The sequence below is a fragment of the Pseudoclavibacter sp. JAI123 genome (genome assembly GCF_013409665.1).
Lineage (GTDB): Bacteria > Actinomycetota > Actinomycetes > Actinomycetales > Microbacteriaceae > Pseudoclavibacter.
Genome location: NZ_JACCCM010000001.1, coordinates 2,518,652 through 2,542,030, shown reverse-complemented (window position 1 = coordinate 2,542,030; position 23,379 = coordinate 2,518,652). Strand labels below are relative to the sequence as shown.

Genomic DNA, 23,379 nt, shown 5'->3' with positions numbered 1-23,379 from the left:
GCTACTGAATTTGAGGAACACCTCCGAGAAGCCTCTCGACCGCGCCTGACCAGCAGGGACCTAGGTCCCTTCCGCGCCCCGCACTCGTCCGCGAGTCTGTTTTCTGAGACGCCACACGCCCCCGACGCGTCTCAGGGAACCTCGACGAATGAGGAATCATGCCGACGCACCAGGCTCCACACCGAACCTCCCGAATCCTGCCGCTCGCGGCGCTGACGACCGTCCTCGGCCTGCTGGTGAGCGGATGCACGAGTGCCGGCGGTGACGGCGGCGGCAGTTCCGCAGACCCGGCCTCGCCGCAGGTGACCAGGTCGGCCGCCCCGGAGGGCGAGCTGCCCGCTGAGCTGCAGGACGAGCTGCGGGCAGCGCTCGACGAGGTCATGGCCGAGTACGACGTTCCGGGCGCTGCTGTCGGTGTGTGGATTCCGGGCCAGGGCTCGTGGACGACCGCTGCCGGCCTCGCGAACGTGGAGGCAAACGCACCGACGACAACCGACATGTCGTGGCCCATCCGAAGCATCACGAAGTCGTACACGGTCTCGATGATCCTGCAGCTCGCTGACGAGGGCGAGCTGAGCCTCGACGACACGATCGACCAGTACGTGGATGGCGTCACGAACGGCGACAAAATCACGCTGCTGCAGCTGGCGAACATGTCGAGCGGCAACGCGGACTACGTCACCGAAGCCTTCCAGGACAAGTTCCTGGCCGACCCGACGAAGGTCTACACGCTCGAGGAGCTCAACAGCTTCGTCCTCGACCAGCCAGCTCAGTTCGAGCCCGGCACCGAGTACGTGTACACGAACGCCAACACGAACCTGCTCGGCGCGGTCGTCGAGAAGGTCACCGGCGCGGCCTACGCGGACGCCATCCAGGAGCGCATCCTGACGCCGCTCGGGCAGACCGGCACGACGTACATCACGGACGTCGACGACTGGGCGCAGCCGCATCCCACCGGGTACGTCATCGACGGCGAGCCGATGCCGATGGAGGAGAACTCCTCGATCCTCGGGCCGGCCGGTTCGCTGTTCTCGACCCTCGAAGACGGCAGGGCGTGGGCCGAGACGCTCGGCACGGGCGCGCTGCTGAAGCCGGAGACGCAGGAGCTGCGGGAGGTCGGGCACAAGATCCCGAGCCCGCCCTACGACCTGTACGCGGTCGGCATGGGGGAGACGAACGGCTGGTTCGGGCACAACGGGGAGGGCCTCGGCTTCACGGCCGCGACCTTCCACGACCCGGCGACCGGGGCGAGCATCGTCGTCTACATGAACGTCTCGAACAATCCGGATGCGCATCCAGCGGATCAGGGCTTCCGCGCGCTCGCCGAGGTTCTCGCGAACGGAACGGGCGCATGATCTTCGGCACAGCGAACCCAGGCGAGCGCGCCGGGCGGATGCGCCGACCAAAGTTCGGCCGCGGCGCAAGCGTTCTGACGGCGGGGGCCGTCGCGATGCTGCTGCTCACGGGGTGCGTCGCGGCCGACGCGAACGACGCGGAGGTCCCGGTGTGGGACGGGACGACGCTCGTCTCGGTTCCCGGGCTCCCGGATGAGGCGCTGGAAGTGATGAACCAGCCGCAGTTCGCGAGCGGTCGCTGGTCGATCTCGGTCGAGGACCTCGACACGGGGGAGACGCTCATCGATCTCGACGGTGGGAAGCTCGCCGAGCCCGGCTCGTTCGTGAAGACGTACAGCGCAGGAGCTGCGTGGGTGAAGTGGGGGCCGGACCACACGGTCACGACGCCAGTGAAGCAGTCCGGTGAGGTCTCGGCGGGCACCCTCGACGGCGACCTCGTGCTCGTCGGGCAGGGAGACCTGACGATGGGCGGGCGCACCAAGGACGACGGCACGGTCAGCTTCGCGAACCTCGATCACAACGACGCCAACCCGCTGCCGGGCGCGACGCTCACCCCGGAGGACCCGCTCACGGGCCTCGACGAGCTGGCCGGGCAGGTGAAGGCGTCCGGCATCACGACGGTGAACGGCGACGTGATCATCGACGACCGCCTGTTTGAGGGGACGCTCGCCGAGCAGCCCATCACCCCGATCGTCATCAACCAGAACCTCCTCGACGTGCTCGTCACGCCGGGCGAGGCGGGCCAGCCTGCGACTGCCGCGCTGACGCCAGCCGTCGGCAAGTGGACGCTGGACCTGCAGGTGGAGACGGTGCCTGCGGGCGAGGAGTCCAAGGTCTCCGCGCCGAAGGTATCGGCGAGCGACCCCAACACGCTTGTCGTGTCCGGCACGATCGCCGCGGATGCTGACCCCGTGCTGCGCGTTTTCGAGTTCGACGACCCGTCGACGTTCGCCCGTACGGCCTTCATCGAGGCGCTCGAACGCGCGGGAGTGACGGTCAGTGCGGACCCGTTCGCGGAAAACCCGACGTCGGCGCTTCCCGAGTGGGATGCCGTCGAGGCGCTGCCCGCGGTCGCCGAGCTCGAGTCGCTCCCACTCGCCGAAGAGATCACCTACGTCATGAAGGTCAGCTACAACCGCGGCGCCCAGACCCTCATCTGCCGCCTCGCGGTCGACGCAGGCAAGAACGACTGCGACGAGGATGGCATGGGCGTCGCGCAGGCGATCTGGGCCGAGGCCGGCCTCGATACGACTGGCGCCTCGCTCGTCGACGGCTCCGGCCTCGAGGGCAACTACATCACGCCGAAGAACGCCGTGCAGATCCAGTCGCTCATGGCCGAGCGGCCGGATGCCGAGCGGTGGCGCGACACGATGCCCATCCTGGGCGTCGACGGGTCGCTCGCCGACGTGCAGAAGGACAGCCCGGCAGCCGGGAAGGTCTACGCGAAGACGGGCACGCTCGTGGGCGGCGACGCCTTCAACGATCGGCTCCGCCTCGCAACCAAGACCCTCGGCGGCGTCATGCAGACCGAGTCCGGCCGCAACCTGGCCTTCACGATCATCGTGAACCAGGGCTTCTACGAGGGCATGCCGGGCGTCTTCGAGGCGAACGACAACGTCGGCCAGGTCGCGGCGATCATCCAACAGGCCTACTGACCGACCAGGATGCACGCGCACGAACCAGATGAGGAGACAGGACATGTCCACGATCGCGAAGCGCACGACGGTGACCGCCGCAGCACTGGTGGCCCTTCTGGGGCTGGCGTCCTGCGCGGCTGAGACGCCGGCAGCCTCGGCACCCGCATCCACGCTCAAGCCGTTCGACGAAGCCGCGGTCACGGCCGTCTTCGAGGAGACCGCGGAGGCGCTCGGGCAGCCGGGCGCCGTGATGCTGCTGCGCACGCCGGAGGGGGAGTTCACGGCGACCTACGGTGTGACGAAGCCGGGCGGCAGCACGCCCGTCTCGGTCGACGACCACATCCGCATCGGCTCCAACACGAAGACGTGGACGGGCACCGTCATCCTGCAGCTCGTGCAGGAGGGCAAGATCGCGCTCGAGGATCCGGTGTCGAAGTACCGCCCAGACGTGCCGAACGGCGACAGCATCACGATCGAGCAGATGCTGCTCATGCGCAGCGGGCTCGCCAACTACACGGAGACGCTCGCGCTCAACACGGCACTGGATGAGGAACCCGACCGGGTGTGGCAACCGGAGGAGCTCATCAAGTTGGCGTTGCCGTTGCCCGTGGACTTCGAGCCGGGCACCGACTACCACTACTCGAACACCAACACGATCCTGCTCGGCCTCATCGCCCAGGACCTCGACGGGAAGCCCCTCGCCGAGATTTACCAGGACCGCATCTTCACGCCGCTTGGCCTCGACGAGACGTCGTTCCCCGAGATCGGCGACAGCAGCATCCCGTCACCGCATTCGGACGGCTACTTCTGGTGGACGAACGTCAACACGCTCGGCTCGTCGAAGCTGCCGCCGGACCTCATGAAGCAGGTCGAGGAGGGCACGTTCACGCCCAACGACGGCACGCTCGACAACCCGTCGTGGGCCTGGTCTGCTGGCTCAGGCATCTCGACCGCGGGCGACCTCGCCGACTGGGTGGAAGCGCTCGGCGGGAAGAGCGGCGACATCCTCGAGCCCGACATGCAGCAGGCGCGGATGGACAGCTTCCAGCCGACGACGAAGAACCCGGCCGACCCGTCGTACGGCTACAACATCGCCCACTTCGGCCAGTTCTACGGCCACACCGGCGAGCTTCCCGGCTTCAACTCCTTCATGGGCTACGACCCGGAGGCCGACGTCACGCTGGTGGTGTGGGCGAACCTCGCCCCGGCAGCCAACGGTCAGGGGCCGGCGACCATGATCGCGAGGGCCCTCATCGGGGAGCTGTACAGCAAGCCCGTGGAGGGCTAGTGTCCGCCCGCGCTCCCCGCGCTCCCCGCGCTCCCCGCGATTGGGTCGTTTTCACCCCTCTTGGGGCGGTCGAATGGGGTGACAACGACCTATGGCACCGGACGTGTCGGCGTCTTGAAGAGGTTGGGGCCGGCGCGTCACGAGGTCACGTGCCAGAACGCCATCGGCTGCGCCGGTCCGCCGCAGCTCTCCGGGGTATCAGACGGGGCCGATCCGACTTCACCGGTCCCATCGATCGCGACGCCTGCGCGCACGGTGCCGAGCCCTGGAACGTCGACGCTCTGGCCGTCGTCGCTCAGGACGGAACCGAACGGGAACTGCAGCAGCGCCCGGCTCCGGCCATCGACGAGGTACCAGCAGCCGGTGTCACTCAACTCGAGTGTCCCCATCACCTGGTTGTACATCGGGCGCGTGGGCGAGTGCTCCGGTGTGAGCAGCACGGTCTCACCGGTGGTTGTCGCCAGGAGTGACGGGAGCGTCGGCCAATCCTCGTAGCCGTTGGTGAACGTCGTCACGACCTCGCCAAACGAGTTGCAGAAGAGGTTCCATTCGGCCTCAACTTGCCGCGTTGGAACGAGGGTGATCTGCCATTCGCCGTCCACGACGTTCGCGATGGCCTTGTCGTTCACGTAGGTGGCGTTGTACCGCTCTGGTGACTGGATGGACGGATCTGGTCGCCACGCCTCGACGCATCCGGCAACAGCCTCGGCTTCGGTCAGCTGCGGCTGTTCTGCGGGCGCGGGCGTCGACGGTGACGGCTCACTCGTCGCGTCCGGCGTGGTGCCGACGACGGGGCCCGGGGCGCCGAGATAGGTGGTCGCGGCGAACACGAGTGCTGCCACGGCTGCGCCCGTCACCGCGACGAGGCCGACGCTCCACGCGAGGCGCGAGCGAGTGCGTGCGCGGCCTCTGCGAGAACGGGCGGAGGGGACCGGCTGCGCTTCACTCTCGAGAGGGGTGGCGAGGATGTTCGCCTTGCCCGTCGCGGCTCGTGCCCGCTGGTTCTCGGTCAGGGTCGTGAACGGTGCAGCGTCGAGCTTGCGCAGCTGCTTCAGGGTTTCGTCGTCGACGTTCATGCCTGGTGCTCCGTGACGGTCGAGGGGGAATGCGGTGGTGGTGTCGGCTCTTCGAGGTGCTGACGCAGCGCGGCTCTGGCGCGGTGCAGGCGGACGCGGTAGCTCTGGGCGCTGATGCCGAGCACCGTCCCGGCGAGGGAGGAGGGGAGCTGCTCCCAGATCGCGAGCGAGAGGACCTCCTGGTGGCTCGGGTCGAGTCGGCTCCACGCGGTGGCGAGGTCGAGGCGGGTGTCAGCTGCCCGCGCCTCGTCGCTGAACGGCAGCGTCTGCTCGGCGTCCGCGATCCGCACGCTGAGGTCGTTCCGCTTGCCCCTCTCGCGCCACTCGCGCAGCAGGCAGTTGCGCGCCGTGCCGAACAGCCAGGCGCGCGCCTCGTCGCGCAGTGGCGGCACGTCGTCGAGGCGGCGCCACGTGGTCAGGAAGACCTCGTGAGCGACGTCCTCGGCCGCGTGGAGAGACGTGCGGCGGGCGAGGAATCGCAGCACGTCGACGTAGCTGTCGTCGTACAGCGCGGAGAAGCGCTCCGCGCGGTGGTTCTCGAGTCTGTTTGGGCTCACATCTCCTACATGCCCAGAAACGCGTGACTGTTACAAATCCGCGCAGATCGAGGTCGACGGACACGCGGGTGCGTTCAGTGGATGCCGGCTCCGCCATCCAGGTCGCCCGCCGCCGCCAGGTAGCGGACGACCGCGAGCACGCGGCGGTGGTCGTCGGCGGCGACGGGCAGGCCGAAGGTGTCGTAGATGTTCGAGGTGTGGTGCACCACCGCTTTCTCGGACGACCCGAGGCGCGCGGCGATGTGGCTGTTGCTGCGCCCTTCGGCCATGAGGCCGAGCACCTCGAGCTGCCGGGGTGTGAGGTCGCCGACGGGCCCGCTGAGCTTGCTCGCTCGCGCAAGCAGCACCGCGACCACGTCGGGGTCGAGCACCGTGCCGCCGGCCTGCACGTGGCGCAGGTCCGCGGTGAACGCGCGCACATCCGCGATGCGCTGCTTGAGGAGGTAGCCGACGCCCCCGTCGCGCTGCCCGATGAGCTCGCTCGCGTATCGCCGCTGCACGTGCTGCGAGAGCACGACGACCGCCACCTCGGGGTGGGCTTGGCGGATGCGGAGCGCCGCGACGAGACCCTCGTCGGTGTAGCTCGGCGGCATCCGGATGTCGGTGATCACCAGGTCGGGGACGTGCCGCTCGACCTCGACCTCCAGCTCGACCGCCGTCCCGACCGAGGCGACCACCTCCAAGCCGTCGTTGGTGAGGACATGCCCGAGCCCCTCCCGCAGCAGCACCCCATCCTCTCCGATCACGACTCGCATGGCAGCTCCACTCGTACTTCCGTTCCCGACCCGACGGGGGAGATCAAGGCGAAGGACCCGCCGAGGGTGTCGATGCGGTCGACGAGCCCCTTCAGCCCGGAGCCGCCCTCGAGGCGAGCGCCGCCGCGTCCGTCGTCGCGCACCGAGACGCTCAGCAGGCTTCCCGTCTGCGTGATGCGCACCTCCACTGAGCGCGCCTCCGAATGCTTGACGGCGTTGGTGAGGGCCTCGGCGACGATAAGGTACGCCGACTGCGAGGTGGCGGAGGGCAGAGCGGCGTCGTCGGCGTCGCTCACGAGCCTGGCGGGGATCTCCAGCCGGTCGACGAGGTCTTCCGCGGCCGCGGTCAGGCCGCGTTCCACGAGCGCCGACGGCAGTACGGCGTGCACGAGGCTGCGCAGGTCGGCGGCGGCGACGTCGATGCGGTGCCGCAAGGCGGTCGCCTCGGTCACGGTCGACGGATGCGCGTCGGCGGAGTTCGCGATCTGCTGCGCTTCGAGGGCGAGCAGCACGAGCTGCACCTGGAGCCCGTCGTGCAGGTCACGGGCGATGCGGCCGCGCTCGCGGTCGGCGGTCTCGACGATGCGGAGCCTCGACTGCTGCAGCGCTTCGTTGCTGGCGAGGAGCGCCGCGGTGAGTCGTTCGCGGTCGAGTGCGATGGCGAGCACGCGACCGGCCCGGCGCACGCTCTCCGGGTCGGCGATCATCCGCCCGTCGTAGCTGATGGCACCGACCAGTCGGGACTCGACGTGCACCTCCTGCCAGCGGCGCGGCTCGGACTGGGCGCGCACATCCACGTCGAGCCCGTCCTCGTCGACGAACGCCTCCCGCTCGTCCGCCCAGTACGCGACACGCAGCGAGTCGTCACCGAGGGAACGGGCGAGCGCCGGGCCGACGACCGTGCGCGCGGAGCCGGCGAGGCTGAACCAGGCGCTGAGCGCCTCCGCCTCCACTGTCTGCGCGTAACCGCCGATGAGCACACCGAGGAGGAACGCGACGGGGATGCCCGCGATGACGACCAGTTGGATGGAGCCGATCACCTCGCCCGGAGCCCCGAGGACACGCAACACGTTGGCGGAGATGGGAATGCTCAGCACCGCCAGGATCCCGTACAGGTACAGGGGGAGCAGCACCCGCAGGTTCTTCGGGTCGGCGGAGCGGAGGCGGCGGATGAGCAGCGCGGCGGTGACGCCCATGACGCTGAGTCCGACGGCCGCCTGCACCCAGACGGCGATGACGTGCGAGGTGGAGTCGGGCGGCAGCGCGTAGAGCGGGATCTGCAGCAGGAGCGTCACCCCGTAGCCGACGGACACCGTGGCGATGGAGAGCCGCCCCTGGAGCCGTCCGGAAGGAAACGCGAGCAGCAGGTGCACGGTCACTGAGAGGATGAGGGTGGCGAAGACGGTGCTCAGCTCGACGAGCACGGGCAGGCCGAGATTGCCGACCCCGCCAAGGAACATCGCGATCGCGCCGACGAGCAGCAGACCGCCGACCATGCTCAGCGGCCGTTGCCACCACGCGATGACGCCGGCGGCGGTCCAGACGAAGAAGACGGCGGTGAACGCGACCGGCACCCAGAACGGGGCGGGTGCATCCACGCCGACGGCGACCTGCATGCCGCCGAGGGCGATCGCGAGCACGGCGATGAGCAGCAAGGCTGGGCGCAGCGCATCGCCTCGCGTCGCACGGAGGGGGACTCGTGCTGCTCGGGCATCGGTGGATCGGGTCACGTCGAGCTCACCTCGGCTCAGGCCACGAAATGCAACGGTGCGTCCCGCGAGCGCTCGTCTCGCGGAGATGCGGTGCTGCGCGCTGGGGGAGCGTGGACGAAGCTTATCCCTGCGGTGTCGCGCGGGCTACCCTGGTGGTTTGCTCGTGCGGGCGGCTGCTCGCCGTGGGCGCGGGTGACGGAGTGGACCGGTGCTGGGCACTCGCGGCGGGTTGGGCGGAGGAGACGCGTGTCGGTACGGGCTGGGCGGTGGTTTCTGGTGGTGGCGGCCGTCGCGTTTATCGCCGGCCTCGCGTGGTTCGCGCTCGTCGAGGCTGTCGCGGGGCCGTGGGCGAAGGGTTCGACGGGTGGCGCGGTGCTGGCGCTGCTCGGGGCCGTGGCGCTCAGCGTGGGCGCGGTGCTCTTCGGTCGGTTCGTCGAGGCGAGGGTCGAGGGGGCCGGTCTCGTGATCAGGTCCGTGCGGCGAAGGGAGCGGGTCATCCCTGTCGACGTCATCGACGAGGTCGTCGTCGTCGAGCGCCTGCTGCTCCCGACGAGGACGGGCCCGGGGACTGCCGCGCGAGTTGTCCTGCGGCGCGGTGACGACACGATCGCGGCGTTCACGCCGCATGGCCTCCGGGTCGTGGACGCGCTCTTGGCGGCGGGGTGCCGCGTCACGCGCATCAGCGAACCGCTCTCGCCGATGCGCGTGCGGCGCCGGTACCGGGGCGGGGCGAGCGTCGGCGAGGTTCTCGTGGCGGGAGCGCCGGCGTTCGCGATCGTCGTCGCAGCGCTGGTGCTGCTCTGGGCCTTGACCGAGTTGCTCGCCGGGTAGCTATTCGACGTAGTCGAGGGCGATCACGAGTTCGGCGCGCACGCGCGCGTCGTCGAGGTCGAGACCGAGCAGCCCCCGCAGCTGGTCGATGCCGCGGCGCACGCTGTTGCGGTGGATCCCGAGTTCTCGACCGGTCGCGTCCCAGTGCCCGTTGGCGTGCAGCCAGGCTCGGAGCAGCGCGAGCTTCGCATCCCGCGCCTCGGCGTCGAGGGCGAGCAGCGGTTCGAGGCGCCGGTCGGCGAGCGCCCGGCCTGAGGCTGTGCCGATGAACGAGTGCACGGGGGCGAGGTCGGCGCCGACGCGCACCACTCCACCGTCTTCGCGCGCGCGACGCTCGAGGGCGCGGACTTCGGCAGCGGATGCGCGCAGCTGCTCGGGTGCGACGGGCCGCCCGACGACGAAGCTCCAGCCTTCGTCGACGAGGGATGAGAGTCGTCGTTCGGTGACGTCGAGGCGCGTGATGAGCGTCACGGTGGCGTGCTCGGCGGAGATGGTGACGAGCTTCGTGTCGAAGAGGCTCCGCCAGCGGTGCAGCTCGCTGGTGCCTTTCGCGGCGGATGGTGCGCAGGCGACGACGACCCGAAGCGTCCGGGCGCGCGCATCACCGCCTGCGGCCTGCGCGAGCAGCTCGCGCCAGAGCTCGCCGTCCTGGCCGACGTTCGAGCGCGCGAAGACGTCACCCTCTTCGAGGAGCAGCGGCACGAGCAGCTGCCCGGGCGCGACGCTGCCGGAGGTGCGCTGTCGGGCGATGAGCTCGAGCATGCCGTGGGCCGTCGTGAGGAACGCGTGGGCTGTCGAGCCGGCCGGGGGAGCGGCCTCGACGAGCAGGGTGCCGAGGGACGCGCCGCCAAGGCTGCGCAGCGGGTAGATGGCGTGGCCGCTCTTGGTCGGGTCGGCGGCCTCCGCGAGGGCGCCCAGCACGGGCGCCGGCGGCACCTGTCCCGCCCGGGCGCGCACGGTTCCGCCCTGGCCGACGACGGCGGCCCACGAGTGGAGGCGTTCGGCGAGCGCCGCCGCGACGGCGGTCTCCGGCTGGTCGGCGGATGCGGCGCGCAGGAGCCTGCGGGTCGCGTCGGCGAGCGTGCGCAGCGCATCCACTCGCCGCAGCTCGGTCATCTCGGCGAAGGTGCGGGTGACGGCGACGAACGGGGTGTCGCTCGGGATGCGGATGAGGGTGAGGGCGTGCGCCCGGCACGCGTCGACGAGCGCGGGGGGAACTTCGGTGAAGACGGGGTCGATGCCGAAGCCGATCGCCACGACGCCGACCCGGACGGCCCGCTCGATGTAGCGGGCCAGGCCGGCTTCGTCGAGGCCGCGCAGGCCCACACCGGCGGTCAGCAGGAACTCTCCGCCGAGAAGGTACGGGGTCGGGTCGGGGAGGTCGCTCGAGGCGACCCAGCGGATGCTCGTGTCGAGGGATCCGTCGACGACCGCCTCGAGGTGCAGCTCGGGGCGTGCGAGCAGCTGGGCGATGGTGATCTGGCCGTGCGGTGACGAGGGTGATGGCATGCGAGCTCCCGTGCATTCTGTCGCATCTTCGCGACGAACCGAGCATATCGCCCGTGTCTGCGCTGCGCGGTGCGACCATACGATGGCCACGCTCAACAGAGCTGATCGATCCCTGATCAAGAACGGAACCGTCAATGGCGACATCATCCACCACGACCGGCAGGTCCCGCACGCCGCTCGGCGCGCAGCTCCTGCGCCGCAAGCCGCTGGAGCAGCTCACCGACGAGTCGCTGACCGAGTCTGGCGAGGGCGGCCTGAAGCGCACGCTCGGGATGTGGCAGCTGACGATGATCAGCGTCGGTGCGACGCTCGGCACGGGTATCTTCGTGATTCTCGGCACCGCGGTCCCGCTCGCTGGGCCGGCCGTCTGGATCGCGTTCGCGGTCGCTGGCCTCGCGGCGCTCCTCTCCGCCCTCTCCTACGCCGAGATGGCGAGCTCCGTTCCCGTGTCCGGCTCGAGCTACTCGTACTCGTACGCGACGATGGGCGAGGGTGTCGCCTGGGTGTGCGGCTGGTGTCTCGTGCTCGAGTACGGCGTGTCCGTCGCGGCCGTCGCGGTCGGCGCCGGCCAGTACGTCAACGAGACCCTCGGTGTCTTCGGCCTCGCCCTGCCGCCGGCCCTCGCGAACCCGATCGGCCTCGACGGCGGCTTTTTCAACCTGCCGGCCGCGGCCCTCGTGATCGTCGCGATGCTGCTGCTCGTGCGCGGCGCGAAGGAGAGCGCCTGGGTGAACACGGTCATGGTCGCCATCAAGGTCATCGTGCTGCTCATCTTCGTGTTCATCGCCTTCACGGCGTTCACGACGCAGAACTTCGAGCCGCTCGCCCCCATGGGCGCCGCCGGTGTCGCGGCCGCCTCGAGCCGCCTCTTCTTCTCGTACATCGGCTTCGACGCCGCCTCCACGGCGGGCGACGAGGCGAAGAACCCGCAGAAGGACCTGCCGCGCGCCATCATCCTGTCGATGATCATCGTCACGGTCGTCTACATCCTCGTCGCGGTCGCCGCCATCGGCGCGCTCCCGTGGACCGAGTTCAACGACGGCGAGGCCGCGTTCGTGCGCATCCTCACCGACATCACGGGCCAGCCGGCGCTTGCCCTCATGTTCTCGGTGGGTGCCGTCATCGCCATCGCGAGCGTCGTGTTGACCGTGTACTACGGGCAGACGCGGATCCTGTTCCGCATGTCGCGCGACGGCATGGTGCCGAAGATCTTCGGCCGCGTGCGCCCCTCGACCGGCACCCCGGTCGCCGGCACGGTCATCGTCGGGACGATCATCGCGATCGTGGCCGCGTTCATCCCGCTCGGCGAGCTGGCGGATGCGACGAGTATCGGCACCCTGTTCGCGTTCGCGCTCGTGAACCTCTCGGTCATCTACCTGCGCCGGGCACGCCCCGAGCTGCCACGCAGCTACAAGGTGCCGTTCTTCCCCGTCGTTCCCATTCTCGGCATCGTCATGTGCCTCGGCCTCATGGTCACCCTGGGCGGCACCACGTGGATGGTGTTCGGTCTGTGGATGGTCGTGGGCGTCGCCCTGTACTTCGCGTACGGTCGGAAGCACTCCATCGTCGGCGCCATGAGCGAGAACGACTACGTCAACGCGGCAACGGCCGCGACCCCCGTCATCATGAAGGAGCACAAGTGACCATCGCGACCCCGATGCCGAGCGGCCCCCAGCGCGCTGAAGGCGCATCCACGCCGCAGGACCCGCAGCCGGTGACCATGCTCAACCCGGACTTCCCGTTCAGCTACGACGAGTTCCTCGCGCACCCGGCTGGCCTCGGCTCGGTGCCGGAGCACCGCCACGGCACCGAGGTGGCCGTGGTCGGCGCCGGAGTCGCAGGTGTCGTCGCCGCGTACGAGCTCATGAAGATGGGGCTCAAGCCCGTCATCTTCGAGGCTGACAGCATCGGTGGGCGCCTGAAGACGCGCTCGTTCGACGCCGCTCCGAGCGTGATCGCCGACCTGGGTGGGATGCGCTTCCCCGAGTCGGGCCGCGCGTTCTACCACTACGTCGATCTGCTCGGGCTCGAGACGCAGGCGTTCCCCAACCCGCTCGCGGAGGTGACCCCGTCGACCGTCATCGAGCTCGCCGGGAGGTCGTTCTACGCGGAGACTCCCGCCGATCTGCCCCCGTTCTTCACGGAGGTGGCGGAGGCGTGGAAGCGCGCGCTGACGGAGGAGGCCGACCTGGTTCGCATCCAGGACGCCATCCGGGCGCGTGACACCGAGACCCTGAAGGCCGCCTGGAACGAGCTGGTGGGGAAGTTCGACAACCGCTCGTTCTACGGTTTCGTGGCAGAGAGCGCGGCCTTCAGGGATCTCAGCTTCGAGCACATCGAGGCCTTCGGGCAGGTGGGCTTCGGCACGGGTGGGTGGGACACCGACTTCGGCAACTCGATCCTCGAGATCCTGCGGGTCGTGTTCACGAACGCTGACGACGCGCACCGCCGCATCGTGGGTGGGGCGCAGAAGCTGCCCGTGGACCTCTGGCACCACGAGCCGACCGAGCTCGAGCACTGGCCAGAGGGCACGAGCCTCGCGAGCCTCCACGGCGGCGTGCCGCGCGGCGCGGTCGCCGCGATCAGGCGCGGTGCGAACGGCGGGGTCAGCATCACGGAGAAGTGGGGGCGCACCCAGGAGTTCGCGTCCGCCATCGTGACGTGCCAGTCGTGGCTGCTCTCGGCCCGCATCGACACCGACGAGGCGCTGTTCACGCCGGAGATGTGGACGGCCATCGAGAAGAGCCACTACATGCTCTCGTCGAAGACGTTTGTCATGGTCGACCGCCCGTTCTGGCGCGACCTCGACCCGGCGACGGGCAAGCCGGTCATGAGCATGACCCTCACCGACCGTCTGCCCCGCGCGACGTACCTCATCGACGAGGGGCCGGACAAGCCCGCCGTCATCCTGCTCTCCTACACGTGGAACGACGACGCCCTCAAGTGGCTGGCCCTCGACGCGTCGGAGCGCACGCGGCTCATGCTGCACTCGCTCGACAAGATCTACCCAGGGCTCGACATCGGCGCGCACATCGTGGGCGAGCCGATCACCGTGTCGTGGGAGGCCGACCCCAACTACATGGGCGCCTTCAAGAACAACCTGCCGGGCCACTACCGGTACCAGGAGCGCCTCTTCGGGCACTTCGTGCAGGACGATCTCGCCGCCGAGCAGCGGGGTATCTTCCTCGCGGGCGACGACATCTCCTTCACGGCGGGCTGGGCGGAGGGCGCCGTCACGACGGCACTCAACGCCGTGTGGGGCGTCGCGAAGCACCTGGGCGGCGCATCCGCTGCCGAGAACCCGGGGCCGGGGGACGTGTGGTCGGAGCTTGCTCCGGTGCGCCTCGACTAGCCTTCCCGTGTGACTGACACCGGGAGATCCATAGACGCGACGCACATGTTCGGCGACGAGCCGGAGATGGTGCACTCGAGCCGCTCGGCGATCTCGACGGGGCAGCTGCCCGACTCCGGCGACGTGAAGACGGCGATCGACGAGACGTACGAGCAGTTCTCGTCAGTCGACGACGGCGAGGTGCCCGACTACATTCCGGCGTTGGCGGATGCGGATCCTGACCTGTTCGGGATCTGCATCGTTTCGACGGAGGGTCAGAGCTACAGTCGCGGCGACGCGGAGCTGCTGTTCACGATCCAGTCGATCTCGAAGGCGTTCGTGTTCGCGCTTGTGCGCGAGGAGGTCGGGCACACGAAGGCGCGCGAGCTGGTGGGCGTGAACAACACGGGCCTGCCGTTCGACTCGGTCATGGCGATCGAGCTCAACGGCGGTCGCACCATGAACCCCCTCGTCAACGCGGGCGCGCTCGCGACGTCGGCGCTCGCACCGGGGGAGACGTGGGAGGAGAAGTGGGACTTCATCCTCCGCGGCCTCTCCGGCTTCGCGGGGCGTGACCTCGAGATCGACGAGGAGGCGTTCGAGTCGGAGCGCGAGAACAACATCCGCAACCAGGGCATCGCGCGCCTGCTGCAGAGCTACGGGCACATCACGCTCGACCCGCACGAGGTGACGGAGCTGTACACGCGGCAGTGCGCGCTGCTCGTCAGCACGGAAGACCTCGCCGTCATGGGGGCCACGCTCGCCGACGGCGGGAAGAACCCGAAGACGGGTGAGCAGGTGATCGGGCAGGGGGCTTCCCGGGATGCCCTCGCTGTCATGGCCGCGAACGGGCTCTACGAGGCGAGCGGCGAATGGCTGTACGAGATCGGGATGCCCGCGAAGAGCGGCGTCTCGGGTGGTCTCGTCACGATCGCCCCGGGCAAGGGCGGGTTCGCGAGCTACTCGCCGCGCCTCGACGACGCCGGCAACAGCGTGCGCGGCATCAAGGCGGCCAGGCACCTCTCGAACGAGCTCGGCATGAACCTCTTCGCGTCAGGCACCGTTCAAGACTAGATTCGGGGTCGTGACGACTCTCCCCGAACAGACACTCCTGCCGGAACACCCGACCGCGTTCCCCAGCGAGCCGGACCTCGTGCATCCCGACACTCGCGTGGTGTCGACCGGCAGTCTGCCGGATGCCGAGCATGTGCGGGAGATGCTCTCCGAGACCTATGAGCGGTACCGCCACGTGCAGGACGGCGCCGTCGCCGACTACATCCCTGCGCTCGCGGAGGCCGACTCGTCCTGGTTTGGGCTGAGCCTCACCTCGGCGACGGGGCACCGATTCTCGTTCGGGGACGCGCAGCTCAAGTTCTCGATCCAGTCGATCTCGAAGGCGTTCGTCTACGCGCTGGTCGTGCAGGAGCTGGGGCACGAGGAGGTGCGCGAGCGCATCGGCGTCAACAACACGGGGCTGCCGTTCAACTCGGTCATGGCGATCGAGCTCAACGGCGGACGCACCATGAATCCGCTCGTCAACGCGGGGGCGATCGCGACCACGTCGCTCGTGCCCGGGAAGACGTGGGATGAGAAGTGGGACTTCATCCACGCGGGGCTGTCGAACTTCGTCGGCCACCCGCTCGAGATCGACGAGCGCGTCTACGAGTCGGAGATGCAGACCAACACGCGCAACCGCAGCATCGCGAGGCTGCTCGAGAGCTACGGGCACATCTCGCTCGACCCGACGCAGGTGACCGAGCTGTACACGCGGCAGTGCTCGCTGCTTGTCACGGCCGAGGACCTCGCCACGATGGGGGCGACGCTCGCCGACGGCGGCGACTGCCCCATCTCCGGCGTCGATGTCGTCGATCCGTCGGTGAGCCGCGACGTGCTGTCCGTAATGGCGACGAACGGCATGTACGAGGCGAGCGGCGACTGGCTGTTCGAGGTGGGCATGCCGGGCAAGAGCGGCGTCTCGGGCGGCATCGTCACGATCGCGCCCGGCAAGGGGTCGCTTGCGACGTTCTCACCGCCACTGGATGCGGCCGGCAACAGCGTGCGCGGCATCCGCGCGACGCGCCACCTCTCGAACAAGCTTGGCCTGAACATGTTCGCGTCGACCGTGCAGTAGCGGTGGGCGCTCAGTCGTTGCGGTCGCGCCGCAGTGACGGAGCGAAGATGACGACGATCAGCAGCATCGCGCCGGCGGTGAGCCACGGGCCGAACTGGCTCGGGTCTCCCGCGATCACCACGACGGAGCCGATGAAGAGGAGGCTGGCGGCCACGACCATGGTCAACGCGAACGGTCTCGGGTATCGGTTCACGCCGGAAGCCTACGCGGCTCCCGCCATTGGATGTCTGATCGTCGGGGGTCTCTGAACCCTAGGGGCGTTGTCTCGTTGCCTGAGTTCCCAACCTCTGAGCCTGACTCGGCGGTTGAAAACACAGGCGGTGATCGCGGCCGCATGGCCGCTTTCTCGGAGTTCCGAGGCTGGCGCACCTATGTGGACTCGCTGGCGCCCGGCAGGGGCTGGGCGTCTCAGGCCGGTGCTACATTCGGGCGCGGGGGATGGGGGTCTTCATGGGGGTTCGTGGGTTGCTTTTTCGGCCGGCTCTTGCCTGGTACGCGTCGAGTCTCGGAGCGCAGCTGCTGGCGTTTCTGGTGACGTTCGCGGTGTCGGTGCTGTGGGGCGTGTGGGGGACGACACCGGAGGAGGGGATCCGCCCGGTCGCTGCTGGCGAGTTCCTGCTGCCGGTGCTTGCGGTGATCTTCGCGGAGGCTGCCGCGTGGGTGGTCGGCGGGGCCAGGGACGCGCGCTGGGCGGTCGTGTTCGCGGCCGTCGGCTCGCTGGTGAGCTCTGTGGTCGTGGCGGTCGGGATGTGCGTGGCCGAGTTCGGTGTGACGCTCGAGGTGCTGAGCGTGCCGGCGACGAGTGCGCTCGCGTGGGTGTGGCTCTGCGTCCCGCTGTGGTGCGCGGTGACGGCGCTCAGCGTGGAAGCCCTAGTCGGTTTCGGCTGGCTGTCGCGGCCGAGCTACGTCGGCTTCCTGCCGCGGCTCCGCAAGCGTGCGGAGGCGACAGCGTAGCGAAGCAGACTGCTGGCGGGGCTAGGCCCCGACGTCGGCGCGCTCGGCGGCGGGGATCGTGCGGAGCCCGGTGGTGTCGAGCGAGTGGCGCTTGTCGCGGCGTTCGACGGAGACGCCGAGAGCGGTGAGGCCCATGCCGAGGACGGCGAGCACGACGCCGACCCAGCCGGGGGCGAGGTAGCCGAGGCCGCCGGCGATGACCATGCCGCCGAGCCACGCGCCGAGGCTGTTGCCGACGTTGAACGCGGCGTGGTTGATGGCCGCGCCGAGGAGCGCGGCCTCGTCTGCGATGCGCACGAGGCGCGACTGGATGGCCGGGAGCAGCGACGACGAGGTGAGGCCGAGGAAGAAGACGGCGATGAAGAGGCCGACCGGGTTCGAGGCGATGAGGCTGTAGAACACGAGCGAGGCGATGAACGAGCCGAAGCCGACGAACATCGTGCGGGTCAGGTTGCGGTCGGCCGCCCATCCGCCGATGAGGTTGCCGAGCGTCATGCCGACGCCAAGGGTCGCGAGCACCCACGGCACGATGCCAGCGCCGAGGCCGGTCTCGCGGGTCGTGACTTCGGCGATGTACGAGTAGACGGCGAAGAACCCGCCGAAGCCGATGGCGCCGACGGCGACCATGATCCAGAGGCGCGGGTTCTTGAAGGCGATGAGTTCCTTCATGGCGCTGCGCTCGGGGTTGCCGGGGTAGCGGGGCACGAAGAAGAACACGAGCAGGAACGTGACGAAGAAGATCGCGGCGACGAGCACGTAGGCGTAGCGCCAGCCGCTGGCCTGGCCGAGCCAGGTCGCGAGGGGCACGCCGAAGATGTTGGCGATGGTAAGGCCGGAGAGGGCGAGCGCAACGCCCTGGCCCTGCTTGCCAGGGCCCATGATGCGGGCGGCGAGCAGCGAAGCGACGCCGAAGTACGCGCCGTGGGGGAGCGCGGCGATGAAGCGCATGACGGCGGTCGTACCGAAGTCGGGCATGAGGGCGGATGCGGCGGAGGCGACGATGAAGATGCCGAGCAGCCAGAACGCGAGCTTCGTCTGCGACATGCGGGCCGCGAGCACCGCGAACACGGGGGCACCGACCACAACGCCGAGGGCGTACGCGGAGATGAGGATGCCCGCCTGCGCGATCACCGCATCCGGGTTCTGCTCGAAGCCGGGGAGCAGTTCGCGTGCGATGTCGGGCAGCAGGCCCATGGTGGCGAACTCGGTGACGCCGATGCCGAACCCTCCGAGCGCGAGCGCGAAGAGGGCGATTCCTCGCCGGAAGGGGGTGAGTTCGGGCATGACCTGCATGTTGCGGACCTCTGGTTCTGAGTTCGGGGACTGGGTTCGCAACGCTGCGCGCCTACCAGGCTATTCCCAGGCGGCCGATTGTGCGAACAATCGGGCAAGTGGATGCGGTGGGCTGTTTGTCGCGACACGTTCGACACGGTGGTGCGCAGAGCGCTCCAGGTTCCGCTAGGATGGTCGAGTTGTCCTCGCGGAGAACGAAAGCCACGGGCTGTGGCGCAGCTTGGTAGCGCACCTGACTGGGGGTCAGGGGGTCGCAAGTTCAAATCTTGTCAGCCCGACGGTGAGATGTCGCAAGACATCGGAAATAGCTCGAACCTGCAGTTGCAGGTTCGGGCTATTTCGTTTTTCGGGTGGGTCCTTTGGGGTTGCCGGTGGGTTGGTAGTCCTTGCTGAGATCGATGGTGAGCTCGCGGAGGACTTCGCCGGTGGTGGCGTTGATGACGGTCATGTCGAGGTCTTGGATGAGGAGTTTGACGTGGGTTCGGGCGTAGCTTCTTCCGCCTCGCAGCCGGCCCCGAGTGACCGATACGCCCTTGCCTTACGTTCTCGAGACATCGATGGCGGGACTGGCAGCGAGCTGCTCGCTCTCGCGCTGCTCGTGGGTCATGGGGCTCGAGGTTCAGGACTGGCTGACGGAGTATCTGCGGCGGTGCCTGAATGGCTCGGGCCAGCGAGGACGGCCCTGATCAGGAGGCGCTGTTCGCTCCTGCACGTGTTCGTCCCATATGTGAAGCGCGAATATCGAAGAATCGACTCAATTCGCATCGTGCCGGCTCCTCCCACCCACCTCCGTATCTCCTGCGGTGTCCGAACGTGGATGTTGAGTTCGTTGTGTTGACCGTAGACTTCGGCGAAGGGTGCCGGGCGAAAGAGGGTTGGCGTGGCTGTCATTGACGACTTTTTAGAGGACTACGAGCGGCAGTTCGATTTCTGGGACGCGTCGGCGCGCATAGCTCGTGGCCTGCTTGAGTCCGCGTTAGCGAGCTCGGGATTGCGCGCCATCGTGACGAGTCGCGCCAAGTCGGTAGATCGTCTGTCAGTCAAGCTGCATGCACGTAATCGCGATATGGCCTACAGGTCTGTTGCTCAGATCAAGAAGGATATTGTTGATCTCGCCGGAGTTCGGGTTGCCTTGTACTTCCCGGGGCAGATGGACGAGGCAGAGCAAGTGATCCGAACAACGCTCGATGTTCAACATGACAAGCGCTTCCCACCCGATAGGGCCTCGACCGGCCCCAAGGTGGGCACACCTGACCCCCTCATTCTCTTAGGCGAGCAAGCTGCTTCTCCGGGCGAGACGGCTCACGTGCATCGTTTCTCCGGTTACGGTGCTAGGCACTTCCGCGTGCTCATTCCCGATTCGAGACTAACCACAGGTCAAGATCGTTACGCGTCTGCTCTCGTTGAGGTGCAAATGGCTTCGGTGCTCATGCACGCTTGGTCTGAGGTGGAGCATGATCTCGTATACAAACCGTTGGGAGGCGAGCTTTCATCATCGGAGTACGCACTTCTTGATCAGCTCAACGGCCTTGTTCTTGCCGGCGAAATTGCTCTTGAGCAGCTTCAGAAGGCCGGAGACGCGAGAGTTTCGATGGCCGACACGCCGTTCCGCGACCACTACGAACTCGCCGAATTTCTTCGCTCACGACTATCGGACCGCGGTGTAAATGTCACCGACTCGACTCTCGGTCAAGTTGACGCACTTTTCGATTACCTCTCCACAGAAGAGTCTGCAACTGCGTCCATAGTCGAGTCGTATCTCGATTCGCTCGAGCGAGACTTCGAACATAGACCCGTTGCCGATCAACTGGCCGATCTAATGCTGTCCGGGGATGAATCGCGGTATAAGGCGTACTTGCGAGCCATGGAGACATCGCGCCATCCGTCGAATCTTCGTCGCACTACGACCGCGAGCTTGAGAGCCAACGCACCGCGTACGCTCGCTCTTGGTGAGTTCGTCACCGCTTGGGTGTTGTTAGAAACACTCCTCAAAGACATCCTGGAAGTCGACAAGGCAAGGCTACCCCCGCTACCGGTGCTGTTTCGGCAGCTTGCTGCTCGTGAACTGATCACGTCTGAAGAGGACGCGGAGTTGAGAATCATGCGCGACCTGCGAAATCGAGTCATTCACGGAGGGGCGGCGGACGTGACTCCAGAGAGTTTGCGGGAATCGGCCGCGTGGCTTCGTCATTTAACCCGAACTATCGAGCTTAAGGTCGACGGGCGCTAGAAGAACCTCGTCGGGTCGGTGATGACCGGTGCGTTGCCGGACTTCGCAGGGCTGGGCCGCAATGCGCGGACAGACGGATACGTTCCACAGTCCCAAGCCGGGAGAAAGGTGCATGCTCGTCAGCTCACGATGCGGGACCGACATCTCAACTGTGTATCACGACTTCGCGGGGGTTGCTGTAGACACCAGTCCAACCTCGACCTGGCGGGACGTGATCAGGCGGTCAAGGCCGCATTCTCAACTGGTATGCGGGCGAGCGCTATTTTCGTGAACCCGAGGCGATTAAGGTCACGTACTGTCTGCATCAGCGTCAGGCGGCTGAAGAAGGGGAGCCATTCGATACCTCTCGCCTTGGAGTTGGCCAACACCGCGTACGTGACCGTTATCCTGTCGCGATAGGGGGCGGTTCCGCTCGGAGGCACGAGTTCCAGCCAGCGGCTGGCATCTCCAAGGCCCACGGCGCTTGCGATCGCGGTGCGCACTTGTTCGCGGAGCAGGTCGTCCACCATTGCCTCGGCCGAGACGTGACCTTGCGCGAAGAGGTGGCTCAACGTGGATGAGCGGGACTTGCGCTTGACATGAATTAGGGAACCGTTGGTGGAGATGAGATCGCAGAACTCCAGCCGGGTCTTGGCGCCGTCGGGGGCGACCAGCTGTTTGTCCAGCAGCACGAGGTCGCTCGAGCCGGCTGCCGCTCTCGCATTGTAGTCGCCCTCGGATTCGCCTAAGTATCCTGCGGGCAGGGTGACGGACATGTGGGGAATCGCTGAGACGGCGGAATCGACTTGGGCGACGAGAGAACCTGCGATCTCGAACCAGCGTCCTTCGACCAGGGCGTAAAGGTTTCCGTCAATCTTTTGCTCCGTCACGACGCACTGGTAGATACTCCAGCGGTCGACTGCGTCAGCGCTGCTGTTGAACTTCACAGCGACCTTGCGTCGCTTGAGTTGTTCAATCGTGAGTTCGCCCGCCCTGGTGGTTGGTTGGGTTAGGTAAGCGTCAAGATCCAACTCCACGAACTGTGTCTGCCGACGCGTCGGGACGATCGAAAAATACTCGATGTCTTCCCAATCGAGATTTTCTGACATCGCCATATGAGTTGAAGTGGTGTCGGAAACTCGCAACTGCTCGATGAGCTGCGCGTCCAGTCGGTTCGCGAGTGCAGGATCTCTCACCTCAGCAAGGTGATCCACCCATCCGAACGCTGCTTTATATTTTGTGGCGGTGTAGTGGCCATAAAGATCACGTAGGAGGCTCGGAAGATCCGTCACAGGAGCTTTCACGCCAAGAACCAGGGCATCGGCGCCGCTTACTCCCTTGTATCCAGTGGAGGCCGGTGCCATCCCTGTGACAGCTCGGACAATGTCCCGCAATATGTCAACCCCAAATGCGGGGAGTTCAGCCGTGCGGCTGGTTTGGGTGTTCCGGGATACCACCATTTCGTCAAAGACCTTGGTGTCGAGGCTACGGATCTGTTTATCGTCAATTAGGTTTAGGGCGACCTTGAGGCCGAAGCGTCGCTCGATTCTTGCCTGATCGATGAAACTCCGCCCGTATCCAAAGGTCAGGGCAAAGGTGAGGCCGTCTACCGATATCACGAGCAATCCAGATGCGGAAGCGGATTGTACGCCGTGAACTCCACCTTCGACGGCTGGCTCGACGTACTGTGCCCAGCTCGGGGTACTCGCGGCGTTCCTTTTTGAGTAGAAGCGTCCGGTTAGACCGGAGGACTTAGTGAGTTCGCTGATCTCGAGGTCAGCCCAGACATCATCGGCGATAGCGTCGTCAAATTGGTCGATATCTCGCAGCAGGAAGATCGTTAGACGCTGTGTACGCATGCCGTACCCCTCTCCCTGGACGGTGGCAGTGAGGCTAAGTGACGTTTGGCTTTTCTGCAAGCCCGAACGCGGCGAGTCGTGTATGGGGGTTGGGGCAGGTGCGTGAACCGTCCTGGGCTTGTCGCAGTGTCCTTTCGAGTTGCAAGGATGGCGGCGGCCAAAAGAGATTGACCACGCGCTACGGGGCGCGAGCCGTGCGGCTCGTGCGCGACCACTGTTGCGACAACCAGTCTCGAGCGAAAGCGATCGCAGCCGTGGCGAGGCAAGAGGGCGTCGGCGCGGAATCGTTGCGGCGGTGGGTGCTCCAAGCCGATATCGGAGCGTGACGGTCAGACCAGCGAGGAACACGCATATGTATTCGCCAGCTGCGCGCCGAGAACAAGCGACTCCGGCGCGACGTCTAGGTGGTGCGCCAGGTCTGTGGACGCGTAGCTCCAGAGAATTAATGTGAATGAAGCGGAGAGTCGCCCAAGCGTGATGCGATTTCTTCCTCAACACGTTCATTGCACCACTAAAGCTGCTTGACGTGCCCTCCGGCCAGAGTGGATCGTCGTCCGTTAGCCGGTCCAAATCCGCCCATGAAATTTCGCCGAATTTCTCTCAATACGTGGTCGGATCGAGCAGCCAGTTCTCAGACTGATACGTGGTTGGTTGCGCAGAGGGCAGGGGAACATCAATTCTATCGAGAAACGAGTGGTCTGAGCCATTCTCAAACTGGCGCTCATGCTCCGAGGCTTCACCTTGTCCGCTGATGAGGCGGACCCATTTGGCGGGCCGTCCGTCACGCGTTTCCTTGCCAGCAACGCAGCGTCCACTGAGATTCCTCGAATTCGCGAGACAGGTGGGCGTTTTCCACCCCGGTTGGTGAGGCATGATTCATCA

The 23,379-nt window shown here is 67.1% G+C and carries 19 protein-coding genes, 1 tRNA gene and 1 pseudogene; 12 read left to right on the top strand and 9 right to left on the bottom strand.

From position 1 onward, the window contains the following. Positions 1-158: 158 nt before the first annotated feature. From HDC34_RS11910 to HDC34_RS11900, 3 genes are read left to right on the top strand one after another with little or no spacing between them, the layout of a single operon-like run. The gene (locus HDC34_RS11910; protein ID WP_179556992.1) at positions 159-1,355 is read left to right on the top strand and encodes a serine hydrolase; all 1,197 of its coding nucleotides are present in this window, start codon (positions 159-161) and stop codon (positions 1,353-1,355) included. Further along, positions 1,352-3,010 carry a D-alanyl-D-alanine carboxypeptidase/D-alanyl-D-alanine-endopeptidase gene (dacB, locus tag HDC34_RS11905; protein WP_218854966.1) on the top strand — a complete coding sequence of 553 codons (1,659 nt, stop codon included), beginning with the start codon at positions 1,352-1,354 and terminating at the stop codon, positions 3,008-3,010. Before HDC34_RS11910 ends, dacB begins: the two co-directional genes overlap by 4 nt. 43 nt (positions 3,011-3,053) lie before the next feature. Beyond that, positions 3,054-4,280 (top strand): serine hydrolase, encoded by a 1,227-nt coding sequence (locus HDC34_RS11900; protein ID WP_179556991.1) that lies wholly within the window; start codon positions 3,054-3,056, stop codon positions 4,278-4,280. 137 nt (positions 4,281-4,417) lie between these two features. On the opposite strand, the gene HDC34_RS11895 is transcribed toward HDC34_RS11900, so the two are convergent. The 4 genes from HDC34_RS11895 to HDC34_RS18225 form a co-directional block, all read right to left on the bottom strand. After that, positions 4,418-5,356, bottom strand: a complete 939-nt coding sequence (locus HDC34_RS11895) for a hypothetical protein (protein ID WP_179556990.1) — start codon at positions 5,354-5,356, stop codon at positions 4,418-4,420. Continuing rightward, positions 5,353-5,913, bottom strand: a complete 561-nt coding sequence (locus tag HDC34_RS11890; protein WP_179556989.1) for an RNA polymerase sigma factor — start codon at positions 5,911-5,913, stop codon at positions 5,353-5,355. Before HDC34_RS11890 ends, HDC34_RS11895 begins: the two co-directional genes overlap by 4 nt. A gap of 74 nt (positions 5,914-5,987) precedes the next feature. Beyond that, complete coding sequence (locus HDC34_RS11885) at positions 5,988-6,668, bottom strand: response regulator transcription factor (RefSeq protein ID WP_179556988.1); 681 nt, start codon at positions 6,666-6,668, stop codon at positions 5,988-5,990. Continuing rightward, the gene (locus HDC34_RS18225) at positions 6,656-8,398 is read right to left on the bottom strand and encodes an ATP-binding protein (protein ID WP_179556987.1); all 1,743 of its coding nucleotides are present in this window, start codon (positions 8,396-8,398) and stop codon (positions 6,656-6,658) included. The genes HDC34_RS11885 and HDC34_RS18225 overlap by 13 nt, the downstream gene beginning before the upstream one ends. A gap of 228 nt (positions 8,399-8,626) precedes the next feature. Between HDC34_RS18225 and HDC34_RS11875 the strand changes: the two genes are divergently transcribed. Beyond that, positions 8,627-9,211 carry a hypothetical protein gene (locus HDC34_RS11875; RefSeq protein ID WP_179556986.1) on the top strand — a complete coding sequence of 195 codons (585 nt, stop codon included), beginning with the start codon at positions 8,627-8,629 and terminating at the stop codon, positions 9,209-9,211. Here the strand turns inward: HDC34_RS11875 and HDC34_RS11870 are convergent, their stop codons facing one another. After that, positions 9,212-10,720, bottom strand: coding sequence for a PucR family transcriptional regulator (locus HDC34_RS11870; RefSeq protein WP_179556985.1), 1,509 nt, complete (start codon positions 10,718-10,720; stop codon positions 9,212-9,214). Positions 10,721-10,854: 134 nt separating this feature from the next. Here HDC34_RS11870 and HDC34_RS11865 point away from each other — a divergent pair, with 134 nt between their 5' ends. From HDC34_RS11865 to glsA (HDC34_RS11850), 4 genes are read left to right on the top strand one after another with little or no spacing between them, the layout of a single operon-like run. Next, complete coding sequence (locus tag HDC34_RS11865; protein ID WP_179556984.1) at positions 10,855-12,363, top strand: amino acid permease; 1,509 nt, start codon at positions 10,855-10,857, stop codon at positions 12,361-12,363. Further along, entirely contained in the window at positions 12,360-14,072 is a 1,713-nt protein-coding gene (locus HDC34_RS11860; protein WP_374757230.1) for a flavin monoamine oxidase family protein, read from the top strand. The genes HDC34_RS11865 and HDC34_RS11860 overlap by 4 nt, the downstream gene beginning before the upstream one ends. Positions 14,073-14,081: 9 nt before the next feature. Further along, positions 14,082-15,125: a glutaminase A gene (glsA, locus tag HDC34_RS11855; RefSeq protein ID WP_308807322.1), complete on the top strand. Its 1,044-nt coding sequence runs from the start codon at positions 14,082-14,084 to the stop codon at positions 15,123-15,125. A gap of 10 nt (positions 15,126-15,135) precedes the next feature. Continuing rightward, positions 15,136-16,182: a glutaminase A gene (gene glsA / locus HDC34_RS11850; protein ID WP_307852768.1), complete on the top strand. Its 1,047-nt coding sequence runs from the start codon at positions 15,136-15,138 to the stop codon at positions 16,180-16,182. Positions 16,183-16,192: 10 nt separating this feature from the next. Here glsA (HDC34_RS11850) and HDC34_RS11845 read toward each other — a convergent pair whose 3' ends face one another. Then, entirely contained in the window at positions 16,193-16,375 is a 183-nt protein-coding gene (locus HDC34_RS11845) for a hypothetical protein (RefSeq protein ID WP_179556983.1), read from the bottom strand. 272 nt (positions 16,376-16,647) lie between these two features. Between HDC34_RS11845 and HDC34_RS11840 the strand changes: the two genes are divergently transcribed. After that, on the top strand, positions 16,648-17,136 hold the full coding sequence (locus HDC34_RS11840) for a hypothetical protein (RefSeq protein ID WP_179556982.1): 489 nt from the start codon (positions 16,648-16,650) through the stop codon (positions 17,134-17,136). A gap of 21 nt (positions 17,137-17,157) precedes the next feature. Here the strand turns inward: HDC34_RS11840 and HDC34_RS11835 are convergent, their stop codons facing one another. Beyond that, positions 17,158-18,420: an MFS transporter gene (locus tag HDC34_RS11835; protein ID WP_179556981.1), complete on the bottom strand. Its 1,263-nt coding sequence runs from the start codon at positions 18,418-18,420 to the stop codon at positions 17,158-17,160. 213 nt (positions 18,421-18,633) lie between these two features. Here HDC34_RS11835 and HDC34_RS11830 point away from each other — a divergent pair. Beyond that, positions 18,634-18,707: transfer RNA gene (locus HDC34_RS11830), tRNA-Pro, on the top strand. A gap of 602 nt (positions 18,708-19,309) precedes the next feature. Then, positions 19,310-20,659: a RelA/SpoT domain-containing protein gene (locus tag HDC34_RS11825; protein ID WP_179556980.1), complete on the top strand. Its 1,350-nt coding sequence runs from the start codon at positions 19,310-19,312 to the stop codon at positions 20,657-20,659. Between the two features lie 215 nt (positions 20,660-20,874). Here HDC34_RS11825 and HDC34_RS11820 read toward each other — a convergent pair whose 3' ends face one another. Further along, a complete protein-coding gene (locus tag HDC34_RS11820; RefSeq protein ID WP_179556979.1) occupies positions 20,875-22,497 on the bottom strand; it encodes a DUF6119 family protein in 1,623 nt (540 codons plus the stop codon). A 139-nt stretch (positions 22,498-22,636) separates the two neighbouring features. On the opposite strand from HDC34_RS11820, the pseudogene HDC34_RS11815 reads away from it, so the two are divergent. Then, positions 22,637-22,898: pseudogene (locus HDC34_RS11815) on the top strand (transposase); the annotation flags it as partial. A gap of 199 nt (positions 22,899-23,097) precedes the next feature. Here the strand turns inward: HDC34_RS11815 and HDC34_RS18285 are convergent. Then, on the bottom strand, positions 23,098-23,370 hold the full coding sequence (locus HDC34_RS18285; protein ID WP_374757229.1) for a hypothetical protein: 273 nt from the start codon (positions 23,368-23,370) through the stop codon (positions 23,098-23,100). Positions 23,371-23,379: the final 9 nt, after the last annotated feature.